A 14,881-nucleotide genomic window follows, 5' to 3' on the forward strand; every position below is an offset into this window, starting at 1 on the left:
AGCGAGAAATTGGTTTGGGCAATGCCCAGAAAGAATGTTTCAAAACATCAAGATTTGCGTATACATTCAGTTTCTGTGCGCTGCCCATTTAGAAGAGTTCAATAATGGTGGAATTAACCTAATCAGTTATCGATTGGCATAGCTGTTAGAACTAGTTTTGTGCCAGCCCTAAATCCAGCGGGGTTTTGCTTGGCTCTCCACCAATTTCTCTGGTCAGGCTCGGAACCAGATAACCGGATACTTTAGTCAATAATTCTCGCATGATAGCTTTTGCCTCTTCATCGTCCACGAGAAAATGTGCGGCACCTTGAACTTTATCCAGAACATGAATGTAGTAAGGTAATATGCCTGCGTCAAAGAGTGCATTACTTAAATCAGCCAGGGTATCTGCATTATTATTGACATCACGTAACATTACACTTTGATTCAGCAGTGTCACTCCAGCTTGTTTTAGTCGTATCATACTTGTGCGGAACGCATCATCAATTTCATTTGCATGATTGATATGGGTCACCATGATCACCTGCAAACGAGTTTGTGCTAAACGATTACACAGTGAAAGCGTGATTCGATCAGGGATCACAACCGGCAAACGCGTATGGATACGTAACCGTTTAATGTGTGGAATAGATTCAAGACGACTGATTAACCAGTCCAGTTCATGATCCTTAGCCATTAATGGATCACCACCAGAGAAGATAATTTCGTCAAGCTCAGGGTGGTGTTCAATATAATCCAGAGCAAGCAACCAATTGTTTTTATTTCCTTTATTGTCACCGTATGGGAAATGGCGACGAAAACAATAGCGACAATTAACCGCGCAGCCCCCTTTGACCAATAGCAGGGCTCGATTGTGATATTTATGCAATAGACCTGGAACAACACTGCGTTGTTCATCCAGCGGATCGGTGGAGAAACCAGGGGATGTTGTAAACTCTTCCCGTAAGGTCATGACTTGTAAGAGCAGAGGATCACGGGGATCGCCCTTTTTCATTCGTGTTACAAATGCTCTTGGCACACGCAGAGGAAATAAGCGCTTTGCTTCATTGCCTTCTTGTAGCTTCGTATGTGTATTTAAGGATAATAGTTGCAACAACTCATTGGGATCAGTAATAACATCCGCGAGTTGTTGTAGCCAGACTTCTCTGATGGGGTGAATATGGGTTATAATGTGTGCCATTTTTGGCTAAGCCATTTTGTTAAAAATTAGAGGATCTCCATGGCTACTTATAGTACCAATGAATTCCGTTCAGGTCTTAAAATCATGTTAGATGGCGAGCCGTGCGCTATTCTTGACAGTGAATTTGTTAAACCAGGTAAAGGACAGGCATTTGCCCGTGTTCGTATTCGTAAACTGATCTCTGGTAAACTGCTGGAAAAAACTTTTAAATCAACAGATTCTGTTGAAAGTGCAGATGTCATGGATGTCAACCTGACCTATTTGTACAACGACGGTGAATTCTGGCATTTCATGAACAACGAAACTTTCGAGCAGTTGGCTGCGGATGAGAAAGCCGTTGGTGACAATGCAAAATGGCTGATCGATCAGGCAGAATGTATTCTGACTCTGTGGGATGGTCGTCCTATCGCTGTAACTCCACCAAACTTTGTTGAACTGGAAATCGTTGATACTGATCCAGGTCTGAAAGGTGATACTGCGGGTACTGGCGGTAAACCTGCAACCCTGAGCACCGGCGCTGTCGTTAAAGTTCCTCTGTTTGTCCAGATCGGCGAAGTGATCAAAGTCGACACTCGTTCTGGCGAATACGTTTCTCGCGTGAAATAATCGCGTTTGCTATTCTAAAAAAACCACAGCCTCTTCGTCCAGAGGCTGTGGTTTTTTTGTTATAACTCTTTGGTTATTATCATTGCAGCTATCAGATCGGGTAGCTATAATCCAATTTCATTTCTTATCGTTATCCTGGACGACCCGGATAAACGTCATCTCATCGGGGACGGCCCCGCTTGTCATCATATAAAGGGCAAGATATGTCTTGGTTGATCCTTCTTATTGCTGGTTTATTGGAAGTCGTGTGGGCGGTAGGCTTAAAATATACCCACGGTTTTTCACGTCTGGTGCCGAGTTTAATTACGATCAGCGCGATGGTGGTCAGTATGGGGCTATTGGCCTATGCCATGAAAAATCTGCCAGCAGGAACTGCTTATGCTGTGTGGACAGGAATCGGTGCGGTAGGGACGGCAATTTTTGGCATCATGGTGCTAGGGGAATCTGCAAATTTCACTCGGATATTGAGCCTTGGCCTGATTGTGATTGGCATTATTGGCTTAAAGTTGGCGAGCTGATTACTTATAAATAAACCCAGCGTAGTGCTGGGCTTATAATTATTTCTTTTCATAACGCGAAGGCCATATTTCTTCTGGCGTGCGTCCCAGCGCTGCTGCAATAAGACGCTCACCTTTTGGCCAGTGTCGTTGCAATGCATTGGCAAGAGTTGATGACGCCAGCCCTGCTGCTCGCGATACTTCTGACAGTGTTGTCCCACGTTTTTTCAATTCAGCGATGATGTCAGCAGAATGCCAGTCTTTTTTTTCCATCCTTAAGCTCTCCAGTTATCAAATATCTTTTTAATTAAAAAGTAAATGAGTATTCAGTAGACTATAAGTCACACATCATAGCATAACTCTAGCTGAAACGTGACTTATAGTCCGTGGTCGGATAAGTAACATGAATCGATACTTATCGGATGAAAAAATCGAACAACATCAGATCCCTGTTTGGTCAAAGAATTAGGTATCTCAGGAGAGAAGCTGGGATGTCACAGGAGGCTTTTGCTGATAAGTGTGGACTGGATCGCACTTATGTCAGTGGTATTGAACGCGGTGTCAGGAACCCTACCTTGGAAATTATTAATGTGATAGCAAATGGATTACAGATTGAACTCAGTGAATTGTTCGATTTTGGGACAATACACCCTCCCCATTAAAACCAATGATCAAGATAAAATACAGATCGTTAGAAATATAAGTTTCAGCAACTAATTTCCTATATTTTCATCTTCTTTACTTTCAATTGCAAAGTTGCAGCCAATAAAGCTGCGACTTGAAAGAATCATGTTACCTTGTCGTTTGGCCTTAATACCAAGCTGAGAGATATATTCTATTTTTGAATATGATATTTATTTTTGTCATATTATAAGCAATGCTTGCTGAAATTTGGTAAGCAAATGATCTTTGATTAGATATCAGCTGGGAACAAAATGATGTTAGTGATCCCTGAACTTGCGATTGGGGCGATTGTTGGTTTGATTATCAGTACTACCGGTGTTGGTGGTGGAGTGATAGTTTTGCCGATCCTGACCTATTTTTTTGGATTAGATGCACTGGCTTCTGTCGCGACGGCTAATTTTCTTTCAATGTTGATGAAAATATCATCTTCTTATATGCACTTTCGCATGGGAAATATTCCTTTACGCCAATCTTTGATTATTCTGCTGATCATGATACCCGGTACGGTATTCGCCAGTTATGGCGTCACAATGCTGAGTCATTTAAGCCATAATCGGGTACAATTTGAATGGGGAATTAATTTACTGGTTTTATTGGCTATCTTGTTTTCCCTTTATCTTTTTTACTGCCGAATACGTCAGCCACAGTTACATATGAATCAAACGCAACCACAATTACAATCTGGGGTGATTAAGCCTTTTTTGCTGCCTGGTACGGGGGCTGGGTTGGTACTTGGGGCGACAGGGGTTGGTGGTGGCATAGTGGTATTGCCACTATTATTACGCTATGGGCAGATGAGTATTAAACAAGCGGTGGGTGTTTCCCTTTTTATCACGATGATGTTATCCGGTGCATCTGCTTTTGCTTATGCCTGTGGAGGGAATACGGATTGGGAACTGGCGTTGGTACTGTTTGTTGGCTCTTTGCTGGCTATCCCTTTTGCCAAGTCTTTGATAAAGCACTTGTCTGACAAAGTACTACAATATGCCACATTATTCCTGATCTTATGTAGCGCTGTGTTGATGGGTATCCGGTTAGTTTGACAGAAATTCTTTTAGCTATTGAGACGGCGGGATAGCCTCAATAGCCAAAGAATAAATTAATAATATCAGTAATTTGTTTCGCCAATATTTTTCAGGGCATCAATCACTAATTGCCAGAATTTGGCGTGATCCAATTTGACAGCAACTTGCGTATGGCAATCTTCAGGTGGTGGAAAACGGAAATCTGCAACTGTCATACCTGTTGTTAAAGTTCCCATCAGTTCGATATTAACGGGGACTTTTTGGGTCGTCATAACATCAGGATCGATCACATAGGCTACAGCACAGGGATCATGTACAGGAGCATAGCTAAATCCCTGATATTCACGATATCTATCACCATAAAATTTCAGTGCATCCAAAACGAACTGGGCGGAACGTGTCTTAATCTGGGCGATTGCCTCAATAATTTCAGGTGTTGCTTGCGCTTGATGAGTGAGATCTAAACCGACCATCGTCAGCGGCCATTTTTCATTAAAAACAATGTGTGCGGCTTCTGGATCGATTACGATATTGAATTCTGCAACTGCACTTTTATTTCCTTTATGATAACCACCTCCCATTAATACAACTTCTTTTACACGCTCAACAATTTGCGGTGCTTTGCGTGCAGCCATAGCGATATTCGTCAAACCCGCCGTTGGCACCAAAGTTACACTTTTGGGCGGATTTTCCATAATCACATCAATAATGAGATCAACTGCATGGCGCGTATCCAGTTTCATGTTGGGTTCAGGAAGAACAGGGCCATCCAGACCCGTTTCACCATGAATGTCTGGGGCTGTATTGATCTCCCGAACAAGTGGACGGTGACAACCTGCTGCGAAAGGAACGTTATGAATATTAGCGATGCGTGCAACGCAAAGCGCATTACGGGTGACTTTATTCAGGGTTTGATTACCAACAACTGTCGTTACAGCCAACAATTCAATACTGGGATCTCCGTGGGCAAGCAGGAGAGCAATGGCATCATCATGCCCGGGATCGCAGTCAAGGATAATTTTCTTGGGTAGCATATTTATTCCTTTCCAGTGATTATGAACTTCATTTCTCAAGTTGCTGTTTTGTCGGCCACAACTCGAAACCTATTAAGTACATATGTAAATATTTAGGTTCAGGATAATTTACTAATAGAAAAAATTCCTTCCAGCCCATCACAAAATAAAAATGTAAAAATTACAATTTATTAATAAATATTTTAATAATTGTGATTTGATTAACATGAAAACAACAAATGGTTTGAGCATTTCAAGTACATATGATTCATATATATCAGACATGAAATGCATGGATGTCTATTTTCATTAAATTATTAATATTTTGTTATTTATTGTTTTGTTAATACACATGAACAACTAATGTTCAAAAAATGTGATAAGCGCCCCCTTACATACCATCAGGGGATAAGCAGATGCTCATGGGGTATAACATGAATAATAAACTTGATTCATTAACGTATTATACGGCGACGAAAAAATATGATCTTCGTTTTCCAATGCTGACAGAAGATCTGGATGTTGATGTGGTTATCATTGGCGGAGGCTTTTCCGGTATCAATACGGCATTAGAGCTGGCAGAAAAAGGCATCACCAATATTGCTATTTTGGAAGGCCGGACGTTGGGATATGGCGGTACAGGCCGTAATGGTGGACAGGTGATGACGGGTATTGGTCATGATTTGGATAAGATCAAACGCCATGTGGGTAAAAAGGGTCTGGAAACTATATTTAAAATCAGTAACCTGGGTGCGGGAATTATTCGTGATCGAATTGCCAAATATGATATTCAAGCTGACTTTTGTCAGGGGTATGCCTACCTTGGCTGGAATTCGCGCCATGATAAAACCCTGCATAGTTGGTTACAGGAGTTTCGTTCGGCTTCCCCCGATGAAGAAATTGAGCTTTATACCGGTGCAGATGTTAAAAAAGTCATTGGCTCAGACCGTTATACCAGTGCATTAAAACATATGGGGGGTGGGCATGTGCACTCACTCAACCTGCTGCTGGGAGAAGCCAAAGCCGTCACTGAATATGGCGTCAAAATTTTCGAAAACAGTCAGGTTGTGAGCGTAGAATATGGTCCCAGGGTTACAGTACGTACAGTAACGGGATCAGTTCGCGCCAGTAAGATGCTGTGGGCATGTAATGCCTTTTTGGACGGGCTTGAGCCGACTATTTATCAAAAGACGATCAATACTTATGCTTTTCAATTGATGACAGAAGAATTGTCGGACGATTTGATTGACAGGATCAGCCCAATTCGAGGGGCATACAGTGATATTAGTCCGGTCATTGATTACTACCGTGTTACCAAAGAAAATCGCCTGTTATATGGCAGCGCGACACACTTTATTGAATATATACCTGCCGATTTAAAAGCATGGAACCGTAATCTCATGCTCAAGACTTTCCCTTACTTGAAAGATGTGGAGATAGAACTGGCATGGGGTGGGCCATTATGTTGCAGCGCTAACCTGTTTCCGCAAATTGGTTCTCTGCCTCAGCATAAAAATGTGTTCTATGTTCAAGGTTATTCAGGTTTTGGTGTCACACCGAGCCATATCATCTGCAAAATTTTGGCTGAGGGAATGAGTGAAGGTTCAGAGCGTTATTCGCTACTTAGTTCGATTCCACACCTCAATATTATCGGGAAAGACAAACTGAGAAATATACTGCTCTCTGTCGGTAAGACTTGGCACCAAACTTCCGGTTATTGGAAAGGGCGTCGTTAGTTTTTCTTTTTATATTTTTGGAACGTAACAGTTAAAGGTAAAAATCATGATAAAGCCATTATTGTTAGATAAAGGACTTCCTGAATTAATGCCAATTGGCAGTGTCACTAATCTTGGTTCTATTGTGGTGGAAGGGGAGCCACAGGCGAGTATCGCTATGATCCACGGAGAGCCATCGGATAATCTGACATGTGGGATTTTTGCCTGTACTAAAGGCAAATTTAAAATGACCTATCCCTTTGATGAGATGGCAACGGTGTATGAAGGTTCAGTGAAACTGACCGATGTTAAAACTGGGGTGATGGTTGAATATCATAAAGGCGATTCGTGGTTTGCGGCAAAAGGAAGTGAAGTATTGTGGGAAATCACCAGTGAGCGTTTCGTCAAACATTATATGGCTTGTATCAATGGGCAATTGTCTGACTAGGCAGGAGAAAAGATGATGAGTGAAATTAATTTGCTGGAGTCCGTTACAACTTTTTTGCAGCGTTCTCATGGTCATTATATTAATGGAGCCTCTGTCCCTGGTCAGGAAAATGAAATTTTCTCCATCGTTAACCCAGCGTCTGGTGAAGTAATCGCTACGGTCAACCAAGGTGGAGATGCCGAAGTTCATCAGGCAATGCAGGCGGCATCAGCCGCTTTTCATGGTGTGTGGGCTCAGACTTCTCCTCTGGAACGGGGAAATTGCCTGAATCGGCTGGCTGATCTATTACAACAAAATAGTGAGGAGTTGGCACAACTGGAAAGTGTATGCTCCGGTAAACCGATCCAATTATCCCGTATGCTGGATGTGGGAGCATCCGCTGATTATTTGCGCTATTTTGCCGGATGGTCGACCAAAATCACAGGTGAAACACTGAATGTTTCATTGCCATCATTTAAAGGGGAAAAATATTCTGCATTCACGCGCCGTGAGCCTATTGGTGTCGTAGTTGGCATTATTCCGTGGAATTTTTCCATCATGATTGCTATCTGGAAATTGGGAGCTGCATTGGCCTGTGGTTGTACGATTGTGCTTAAACCCAGTGAATATACCCCTTTAACCATGCTTCGTGTGGCCGAATTGGCAAAAGAAGCGGGTATCCCAGATGGTGTGATCAATATCGTCAATGGTTCAGGCGCTCGCGTTGGATCTTCTCTCATTAATCATCCTCAATGTGCCAAAGTCACTTTTACAGGCTCGGTTCCAACAGGAATGAGTGTGGGAAAATTGGCTATGGAGCAAGGACTAAAGCGCACAACGCTGGAACTTGGCGGCAAAAACGCGGCCGCTTTTCTGTCTGATATGACAGTTGAAAAGATCGTTGATGGCATACTGGAAGCGGGATATGTGTATCAAGGGCAAATTTGTGCAGCCGCGGAGCGCTTTTATATTCCATCCTCTCACATGGATGCAGTTTTGGCGTTACTTTCTGAACGCTTATCTGCGATGAAAATTGGCTCTCCCCTTGATGAATCGACAGAAATGGGGCCTTTGGCAAATAAAGAACATTACGAAAAAATTCTGTCTATGTTTGAGACAGCGCGTCAGGAAGGCAATGAAATTGTCCACGGAGGCTATGCTTTGGAGGGGGCGGGATTTTTTGTCGCACCAACAGTGATTAAAGCCAATAGTGTTGAAGACACATTAATGAACGAGGAGACATTCGGGCCGATTGGTACTTTCCTCAGTTATGATGATGAGGAAGAGCTAATGACTATGATGAATGCAACGCCATTTGGTCTGTCTGCTAGCCTATGGACGAATGATATGAGCAAGGCGATGCGTATGACTTCTCGCATTGAAGCAGGAATGTTATGGATCAACATGCATACGTTCGTCGATCCTGCTGTTCCGTTTGGGGGCATGAAGTCTTCAGGAATGGGGCGTGAGTTTGGCAGTGCATTCATTGAGCATTATACGGAGCTGAAATCGGTCATGATACGTTATTGATGGATGCGTTAATAAGTCACCAATGGAATAAGGAATTATATTGGTAGAGCGCTGCCTGGCCTTTGTTTGCTGAAGCGCTCATTTTTTCTCTTCTTGCTTTGTAGAAAAAATCGTTGTCATAAGAATGTCACTATAGGTTCAAATAATTGTCATGTGACATATCTATCATCCGAGCAACTCAATGTGATGATTTTTTATTTTATTCATCCGATTGCAAGGAAAATCCTATGTCGCGTAATTATGAGAAAAATCTGCTTGCTGCGGTAGTTGCTGTATTGATGTCAGGATTTACAGTGCCTGTATGGGCAAATCACATTATGGCGCAACAGCGTGCAGCCCAAGGCAATATTACCGAATTTGGTGGTGCTCGCCGTTTCACCCAAGATCAAACTGAAACGCTTAAGGCTGCATTGAACAATAACAAAGCTAAAAATGTGATCTTGTTTATCGGCGATGGTATGGGGGATTCTGAAATTACCATTGCTCGTAATTATGCCGAAGGTGCAGGTGGATTCTTTAAAGGGATAGATGCCTTGCCATTCACGGGGCAATATACCCACTACTCATTAGACAAGAAAACGAAGAAACCCAATTATGTTACAGATTCAGCGGCTTCTGCCACAGCCTGGGCAACAGGAGTAAAAACTTATAATGGGGCGTTGGGAATCGATGTCTTTGGTAACCCTCATCAATCTCTTTTAGAGCTGGCTAAAAAGAACGGCAAGGCAACGGGAAATATCACCACAGCCGAAATTCAGGATGCAACCCCAGCGGCTTTATACGCCCATATTACGCATCGTAACTGCTACGGCCCTAAAGAAACTTCAAAGTATTGCGCCACAGATGCTCTGGAAAATGGAGGTAAAGGCTCTATTACTGAACAATTGCTGACTGCCCGTGCGGATGTCACCTTGGGAGGTGGTGCAAAATCGTTTACCCAGCAATCGAGATCTGGCGTCAATAAAGGGAAAACATTGCAGCAACAGGCTTTGGAGCAGGGATACCAATGGGTAACAGATGCGAAGTCATTGGCATCCATCAAAGATGCCAATCAACAACAACCCTTGTTAGGCTTATTCCATGATGGAAATATGGATGTCGTCTGGGAAGGGCCAAAAGCGGTTTATCACGGTAATATCAATGAAAAGCCAGTGAAATGTGCAGTGAATGCTAAATTAGATCCTGACGCACCTACATTGGAGCAAATGACAGAAAAGGCGATTGATTTACTGAAAAAGAATAAAAATGGTTTTTTCCTGCAAGTGGAAAGTGCTTCGATTGATAAACAGGATCATAATGCCAACCCTTGTGCACAAATTGGTGAAACAGTAGCCTTGGATAAGGCTGTACAAGCTGGCCTTAAGTTTGCCAAAGAGCATGGTGATACTCTGGTGATTGTGACTGCCGATCATGCGCATGCTAGCCAAATCATTGAGCCTGATGTCAAATCACCCGGCTTGACTCGATCGCTGATTACAAAAGATGGCGCAGTCATGACCGTGAACTATGGTAATTCGGAAGGAGATAGACAGGAGCATACCGGTACACAGCTACGTGTTGCCGCTTATGGCCCACACGCAGCCAATGTTGTCGGTTTGACCGATCAGACCGATCTGTTCTTTACCATACGTGATGCAATGGCGTTAAAATAATCATATCTTGCTCATAATCCCTGTCATTGACTTTCAACTTGTGATTAATTCGCTACCATATAGGGTATTGAGAATCATTATTGTTAGTGGGTGGCTACTATGTTTAGCGCAAAGTGGAATTTAAAGCTGTTTTTTTGCCAAGGCATGACGGGATAAGGTATGACGGGATTTTGGGGATTACTGTTATCCAGCTTGATCGCATCAGTAGTGGTTATGTCAGTGCTGGAAATAGTCGGTGCAGGAATAGAACAATTTAAGTTTGTTATTCAAGGAGCCATGCTGCTGACACTTGTTCTATTATTGCATCGTAATGCACGTCATTTTCTATTGATACCTGCCGGCATTGCCGTTATATGCAGCTTATTCGCTTGTTTGCGCTACCTGAGACATTAAGGAAGATTGGGGAAATAATGATAAAGAGAAGAGAAATGTAACAGTGGTGCGAAGGGGGGGACTTGAACCCCCACGTCCGTAAGGACACTAACACCTGAAGCTAGCGCGTCTACCAATTCCGCCACCCTCGCAGGTACTGCCATTTATCTAGTTTGTTTAATCGATAGCTATCTGATTTGGTGCGAAGGGGGGGACTTGAACCCCCACGTCCGTAAGAACACTAACACCTGAAGCTAGCGCGTCTACCAATTCCGCCACCCTCGCGTATTCAGATACTATCGCTTAAACGAATAGCATGGGGGCGCATTCTAGAGATTTTATGGCTGGCGTCAATCATTATTTAGGGGAAAATGTGTGATTGGTGTAAAAATCAGCATGTCGATGTCAACAGATATTACCTGCCCGTTGAATTAGGGCAGGCAACAGAGGAATTGCGTTTTCTGCCTCAATTATTTTTTAGTCGCTTGATATACTTTGAATTTACCTGTTTGTGCAATGACTTCATGGCGGCCAAAGGTCTTATCCAGCAGATTAGGATAAGGTAAGAAAGCGTTTGCAACGATCCGCAATTTACCACCGGATTTCAGATAGTTTGGAGCCATACGGATCATATCTTCAGCCGCCGCCAGGTTGGTTTTCAGGCCATCATGGAAGGGAGGATTAGAAATGATCCAGTCAAATTTTTCTTCAATGGCAGAATATACATTACTTGTGACTACATTGCCTTTCAGCTTATTGGCTTGCAGGGTCGCCTTACTGGATACGATGGCGGCAGCATTGACATCACTCAATGTCAGGGACAAGTCGGGGTTCTTTTTACCCAATACGCTAGCCAATACTCCGGCACCACAAGCCATATCCAGCAGACTGCCAGCGATAGGGGCATCGAAAGTAGAAAGCAGCAGACGACTGCCGATATCCAAATCATCCTGGCTAAATACGCCGGGCAGCGTATTGACGGTGACATCTCCCACCTGATAACTGTTCCACCAATTGTTTTGGTCAAATTGAACCTGGTCTTTCAATTGACCGTAAAACAGGCTACAACGGCGTGCTGTATCAATTTTGCGGAAAGTAGCGATGCCTTCCATTAACTTATCAATACTGCGTACACCGCTACGGTTTTCACCCACAATAAAGATATCAGTACCGGATGGCAGGATAGAAAATAGACTGCGTAGTTGAAAACGCGCTTCTTGTTTGCTTTTTGGCCAATAATAAATCAGCGTATCACACCCTCTGATAAATGCGCTGTCCGCTACAAGGCCAAACCAGGTATTGTCACCAAGCTGGCGGATCAGGGATTGCCAGTGGTGATATTGGTTAGTATGCACACGCACACTTGCAGCTTCGATTTCCGTTGCCAGGTTATCCTGAAGATCACCGGCAAAGAGCAGATGACGAGAGCGAAATTGTTCATGATGGCGCAGGATAACTTCACTGGCTGGGGTTAGTACTGACATCTATGTATAGCTCCTTATAAATCTTTATCTGAATATCAGCGGGCAGTGCTGACGGCTGGTTGGCGCAGAGCTAAGCCCTCTGATAATATATTACCTGTTATTTTTTATGGCAGATGGAATAAAACACGATGACAAAGCGTGACAGATTACTCTCCCGGTTGGGGATCACCCAATGGGTTTTGCGTAGCCCAATGGCTTTGCAAGGTGAATTATCTGTCCTCATCCCTGATTCAACCCGTCTATTGATCATTAGCCATGATCACATTGACTTAAGTCATTCATTGTTTGCTGATGTTTTTACAGCCATGGGGATCGATGCCTCATCGGTATATTGCATCACGACCAAAGATGTTGAGCTACTTTCGGAATCAATCCACTGCCCAAGCTGGCTGCTGGGGGTTGATATTACCTTACCAGTACAAGGGATTTCTTTGAGAAGCCCGGCATTAAATGATTTATCTCTTGATGGGAATGCAAAACGCGCTCTTTGGCAACAAATTTACCATTATGAAGAATATTTCTCTATTAACTCCCGTTGATCTTCCCGCAGCATTTCAAATAGAGCAGGCCAGTCATGCTTTTGCGTGGAGTGAAAAAACCTTTTACTCCAATCAGGGGGAACGTTATCTCAACTATAAGATATCGCAGAATGACCAGATTATCGGTTTTGCGATAACGCAGTATGTCATGGATGAAGCAACACTATTTAATATTGCTATTCATCCTGAATATCAATCACGGGGATATGGCAGGGCATTATTGACGCATCTCATTAATATATTACCTGAAAAACAGATCAATACATTGTGGCTTGAGGTTCGACGCTCTAATCAGGCGGCTATTCGTTTGTACGAAGAGATGGGTTTCAATGAAGTTTCTATCCGCAAGAATTATTACCCGACTGCGACAGGTAAGGAAGATGCCATTATTATGGCATTGCCGTTGTTTGAAGTCGATTTGGATAATAAGTCCCAAAATCACTGATTGTTTATAAATCCAAGTTCAGCGAAAATAAGCGCCAATCACGACTAACACGACGGATTGAGGCGCTTTTCAAGTGATATCAATCCGCCTACCAACCAGAAGATTCTAATTGATGTCAAATTCCTCATTTCAGCAGGAAGTCGCGAAACGGCGCACTTTTGCAATAATTTCTCACCCGGATGCGGGTAAAACAACCATTACCGAAAAAGTATTACTGTTCGGACAGGCGATCCAGAAAGCGGGAACGGTAAAGGGTCGAGGCTCCAACCAACACGCTAAATCAGACTGGATGGAGATGGAAAAACAGCGTGGTATTTCCATTACCACTTCCGTGATGCAGTTTCCCTATGCTGACTGTTTGGTTAACTTACTGGATACCCCAGGACACGAAGACTTCTCGGAAGATACTTACCGTACGTTGACTGCCGTTGACTGCTGTTTGATGGTTATTGATGCCGCGAAAGGGGTTGAGGATCGTACCCGTAAGTTGATGGAAGTGACACGCCTGCGTGATACGCCGATCCTGACATTCATGAACAAGCTCGATCGTGATATTCGTGATCCAATGGAACTCATGGATGAAGTGGAAAATGAGCTGAATATTGCCTGTAGCCCAATCACATGGCCAATCGGCTGTGGTAAATACTTTAAAGGCGTCTATCACCTCTACCTTGATGAAACTTATCTGTACCAATCAGGCCAAGGGCATACCATTCAGGAAGTTCGTGTTATCAAAGGAGTGGACAACCCTGAATTGGATGCGGCTGTGGGTGAAGATCTGGCGAACCAATTGCGCGAAGAGCTGGAACTCGTCAAAGGCGCATCCCATGAATTTGATCAGGAAGCCTTTTTACAGGGAGAATTAACGCCGGTTTTCTTTGGTACTGCATTGGGTAACTTTGGTGTTGATCATATGCTGGATGGCCTGGTTAAATGGGCTCCAACTCCAATGCCACGTCAGGCTGATGCGCGTGAAGTGCCAGCCAGCGAAGAGAAATTCACCGGTTTTGTTTTCAAAATTCAGGCGAATATGGACCCGAAACACCGTGACCGTGTAGCATTTTTGCGCGTTGTTTCCGGTAAATATGAAAAAGGCATGAAACTGCGCCAGGTTCGCATTAAGAAAGATGTTGTCATTTCTGATGCACTGACCTTTATGGCAGGGGATCGCTCTCATGTCGAGCACGCTTATCCAGGGGACATTATCGGTCTGCATAATCATGGCACCATTCAGATTGGTGATACCTTTACCCAAGGCGAGGAGTTGAAGTTTACCGGTATCCCTAACTTTGCACCTGAATTGTTCCGCCGTATTCGTCTGCGTGATCCGTTGAAGCAGAAACAGTTGTTGAAAGGTCTGGTGCAATTATCAGAAGAAGGCGCTGTACAGGTATTCCGTCCGCTATCCAATAACGACCTGATCGTCGGAGCGGTGGGTGTGCTTCAGTTCGACGTAGTTGTTGCCCGTTTGAAGAGCGAATACAACGTTGAAGCGCTGTATGAGCCGGTTAACGTTTCTACAGCTCGCTGGGTAGAGTGCGGCGATGCGAAGAAATTGGAAGAGTTTAAGCGTAAAAATGAGCAGAATCTGGCTCTCGATGGTGGTGATAATTTAACTTACATTGCACCAACCATGGTCAATCTAAACTTAACCAGTGAGCGCTATCCTGATGTTTCCTTCCGTAAAACACGGGAACATTAATATCTTTTCA

General features: G+C 43.5%; 16 protein-coding genes and 2 tRNA genes. 12 read left to right on the forward strand and 6 right to left on the reverse strand.

All coding sequences use genetic code 11. The features are described from left to right. Positions 1-151 precede the first annotated feature (151 nt). Positions 152-1,180: an EF-P beta-lysylation protein EpmB gene (gene epmB, locus ACE1SE_RS02720; protein ID WP_374052539.1), complete on the reverse strand. Its 1,029-nt coding sequence runs from the start codon at positions 1,178-1,180 to the stop codon at positions 152-154. A 39-nt stretch (positions 1,181-1,219) separates the two neighbouring features. Here epmB and efp point away from each other — a divergent pair, with 39 nt between their 5' ends. Together efp and sugE are read left to right on the forward strand one after the other, a co-directional pair. Beyond that, positions 1,220-1,786 carry an elongation factor P gene (gene efp, locus ACE1SE_RS02725; protein WP_099133149.1) on the forward strand — a complete coding sequence of 189 codons (567 nt, stop codon included), beginning with the start codon at positions 1,220-1,222 and terminating at the stop codon, positions 1,784-1,786. Between the two features lie 203 nt (positions 1,787-1,989). Then, positions 1,990-2,304, forward strand: coding sequence for a quaternary ammonium compound efflux SMR transporter SugE (gene sugE, locus ACE1SE_RS02730; RefSeq protein WP_099133150.1), 315 nt, complete (start codon positions 1,990-1,992; stop codon positions 2,302-2,304). A 39-nt stretch (positions 2,305-2,343) separates the two neighbouring features. On the opposite strand, the gene ACE1SE_RS02735 is transcribed toward sugE, so the two are convergent. Then, complete coding sequence (locus ACE1SE_RS02735; protein ID WP_374052541.1) at positions 2,344-2,556, reverse strand: helix-turn-helix domain-containing protein; 213 nt, start codon at positions 2,554-2,556, stop codon at positions 2,344-2,346. Between the two features lie 218 nt (positions 2,557-2,774). Between ACE1SE_RS02735 and ACE1SE_RS02740 the strand changes: the two genes are divergently transcribed. Together ACE1SE_RS02740 and ACE1SE_RS02745 are read left to right on the forward strand one after the other, a co-directional pair. Then, a complete protein-coding gene (locus tag ACE1SE_RS02740; RefSeq protein WP_311062235.1) occupies positions 2,775-2,945 on the forward strand; it encodes a helix-turn-helix domain-containing protein in 171 nt (56 codons plus the stop codon). 276 nt (positions 2,946-3,221) lie between these two features. After that, positions 3,222-4,010: a sulfite exporter TauE/SafE family protein gene (locus tag ACE1SE_RS02745; protein WP_374053576.1), complete on the forward strand. Its 789-nt coding sequence runs from the start codon at positions 3,222-3,224 to the stop codon at positions 4,008-4,010. Between the two features lie 65 nt (positions 4,011-4,075). On the opposite strand, the gene uriH is transcribed toward ACE1SE_RS02745, so the two are convergent. After that, positions 4,076-5,026: a uridine-preferring nucleoside hydrolase UriH gene (gene uriH / locus ACE1SE_RS02750; RefSeq protein WP_374052542.1), complete on the reverse strand. Its 951-nt coding sequence runs from the start codon at positions 5,024-5,026 to the stop codon at positions 4,076-4,078. 413 nt (positions 5,027-5,439) lie between these two features. Here uriH and ACE1SE_RS02755 point away from each other — a divergent pair, with 413 nt between their 5' ends. The 5 genes from ACE1SE_RS02755 to ACE1SE_RS02775 all read left to right on the forward strand — a co-directional run bounded on the left by ACE1SE_RS02755 (position 5,440) and on the right by ACE1SE_RS02775 (position 10,722). Next, positions 5,440-6,741 carry an NAD(P)/FAD-dependent oxidoreductase gene (locus tag ACE1SE_RS02755; RefSeq protein ID WP_374052543.1) on the forward strand — a complete coding sequence of 434 codons (1,302 nt, stop codon included), beginning with the start codon at positions 5,440-5,442 and terminating at the stop codon, positions 6,739-6,741. Positions 6,742-6,787: 46 nt separating this feature from the next. Then, a complete protein-coding gene (locus ACE1SE_RS02760; RefSeq protein WP_374052544.1) occupies positions 6,788-7,168 on the forward strand; it encodes a cupin domain-containing protein in 381 nt (126 codons plus the stop codon). A 15-nt stretch (positions 7,169-7,183) separates the two neighbouring features. Further along, positions 7,184-8,677: an aldehyde dehydrogenase family protein gene (locus ACE1SE_RS02765; protein ID WP_374053577.1), complete on the forward strand. Its 1,494-nt coding sequence runs from the start codon at positions 7,184-7,186 to the stop codon at positions 8,675-8,677. 227 nt (positions 8,678-8,904) lie between these two features. Next, the gene (gene phoA, locus ACE1SE_RS02770) at positions 8,905-10,329 is read left to right on the forward strand and encodes an alkaline phosphatase (RefSeq protein ID WP_374052545.1); all 1,425 of its coding nucleotides are present in this window, start codon (positions 8,905-8,907) and stop codon (positions 10,327-10,329) included. A gap of 159 nt (positions 10,330-10,488) precedes the next feature. Then, entirely contained in the window at positions 10,489-10,722 is a 234-nt protein-coding gene (locus tag ACE1SE_RS02775; RefSeq protein WP_374052546.1) for a DUF1435 family protein, read from the forward strand. 44 nt (positions 10,723-10,766) lie between these two features. On the opposite strand, the gene ACE1SE_RS02780 is transcribed toward ACE1SE_RS02775, so the two are convergent. From ACE1SE_RS02780 to rsmC, 3 genes are all read right to left on the reverse strand, one after another. Further along, a tRNA-Leu gene (locus tag ACE1SE_RS02780) sits at positions 10,767-10,853 on the reverse strand. A 46-nt stretch (positions 10,854-10,899) separates the two neighbouring features. Continuing rightward, positions 10,900-10,986, reverse strand: a tRNA-Leu gene (locus ACE1SE_RS02785). Positions 10,987-11,171: 185 nt separating this feature from the next. After that, on the reverse strand, positions 11,172-12,185 hold the full coding sequence (gene rsmC, locus ACE1SE_RS02790; protein ID WP_374052547.1) for a 16S rRNA (guanine(1207)-N(2))-methyltransferase RsmC: 1,014 nt from the start codon (positions 12,183-12,185) through the stop codon (positions 11,172-11,174). 128 nt (positions 12,186-12,313) lie between these two features. On the opposite strand from rsmC, the gene ACE1SE_RS02795 reads away from it, so the two are divergent. From ACE1SE_RS02795 to prfC, 3 genes are all read left to right on the forward strand, one after another. Further along, positions 12,314-12,724, forward strand: coding sequence for a DNA polymerase III subunit psi (locus tag ACE1SE_RS02795; RefSeq protein WP_374052548.1), 411 nt, complete (start codon positions 12,314-12,316; stop codon positions 12,722-12,724). Further along, on the forward strand, positions 12,693-13,169 hold the full coding sequence (rimI, locus tag ACE1SE_RS02800) for a ribosomal protein S18-alanine N-acetyltransferase (protein WP_374052549.1): 477 nt from the start codon (positions 12,693-12,695) through the stop codon (positions 13,167-13,169). Before ACE1SE_RS02795 ends, rimI begins: the two co-directional genes overlap by 32 nt. A gap of 112 nt (positions 13,170-13,281) precedes the next feature. Further along, positions 13,282-14,871 (forward strand): peptide chain release factor 3, encoded by a 1,590-nt coding sequence (gene prfC, locus ACE1SE_RS02805; protein ID WP_374052550.1) that lies wholly within the window; start codon positions 13,282-13,284, stop codon positions 14,869-14,871. The last annotated feature ends 10 nt before the right edge of the window (positions 14,872-14,881 follow it).

Origin of the sequence: Xenorhabdus taiwanensis, from assembly GCF_036512875.1 — a bacterium.
In the GTDB taxonomy this organism is placed as follows: Bacteria; Pseudomonadota; Gammaproteobacteria; order Enterobacterales; family Enterobacteriaceae; genus Xenorhabdus; species Xenorhabdus taiwanensis.

What these genes read in the sequence shown, in the direction of transcription:
- epmB (WP_374052539.1), bottom strand. Translation starts at nt 1,180, where the DNA reads ATGGCACACATTATAACCCATATTCACCCCATCAGAGAAGTCTGGCTA.
- efp (WP_099133149.1), top strand. Translation starts at nt 1,220, where the DNA reads ATGGCTACTTATAGTACCAATGAATTCCGTTCAGGTCTTAAAATCATG.
- sugE (WP_099133150.1), top strand. Translation starts at nt 1,990, where the DNA reads ATGTCTTGGTTGATCCTTCTTATTGCTGGTTTATTGGAAGTCGTGTGG.
- ACE1SE_RS02735 (WP_374052541.1), bottom strand. Translation starts at nt 2,556, where the DNA reads ATGGAAAAAAAAGACTGGCATTCTGCTGACATCATCGCTGAATTGAAA.
- ACE1SE_RS02740 (WP_311062235.1), top strand. Translation starts at nt 2,775, where the DNA reads ATGTCACAGGAGGCTTTTGCTGATAAGTGTGGACTGGATCGCACTTAT.
- ACE1SE_RS02745 (WP_374053576.1), top strand. Translation starts at nt 3,222, where the DNA reads ATGTTAGTGATCCCTGAACTTGCGATTGGGGCGATTGTTGGTTTGATT.
- uriH (WP_374052542.1), bottom strand. Translation starts at nt 5,026, where the DNA reads ATGCTACCCAAGAAAATTATCCTTGACTGCGATCCCGGGCATGATGAT.
- ACE1SE_RS02755 (WP_374052543.1), top strand. Translation starts at nt 5,440, where the DNA reads ATGAATAATAAACTTGATTCATTAACGTATTATACGGCGACGAAAAAA.
- ACE1SE_RS02760 (WP_374052544.1), top strand. Translation starts at nt 6,788, where the DNA reads ATGATAAAGCCATTATTGTTAGATAAAGGACTTCCTGAATTAATGCCA.
- ACE1SE_RS02765 (WP_374053577.1), top strand. Translation starts at nt 7,184, where the DNA reads ATGAGTGAAATTAATTTGCTGGAGTCCGTTACAACTTTTTTGCAGCGT.
- phoA (WP_374052545.1), top strand. Translation starts at nt 8,905, where the DNA reads ATGTCGCGTAATTATGAGAAAAATCTGCTTGCTGCGGTAGTTGCTGTA.
- ACE1SE_RS02775 (WP_374052546.1), top strand. Translation starts at nt 10,489, where the DNA reads ATGACGGGATTTTGGGGATTACTGTTATCCAGCTTGATCGCATCAGTA.
- rsmC (WP_374052547.1), bottom strand. Translation starts at nt 12,185, where the DNA reads ATGTCAGTACTAACCCCAGCCAGTGAAGTTATCCTGCGCCATCATGAA.
- ACE1SE_RS02795 (WP_374052548.1), top strand. Translation starts at nt 12,314, where the DNA reads ATGACAAAGCGTGACAGATTACTCTCCCGGTTGGGGATCACCCAATGG.
- rimI (WP_374052549.1), top strand. Translation starts at nt 12,693, where the DNA reads ATGAAGAATATTTCTCTATTAACTCCCGTTGATCTTCCCGCAGCATTT.
- prfC (WP_374052550.1), top strand. Translation starts at nt 13,282, where the DNA reads ATGTCAAATTCCTCATTTCAGCAGGAAGTCGCGAAACGGCGCACTTTT.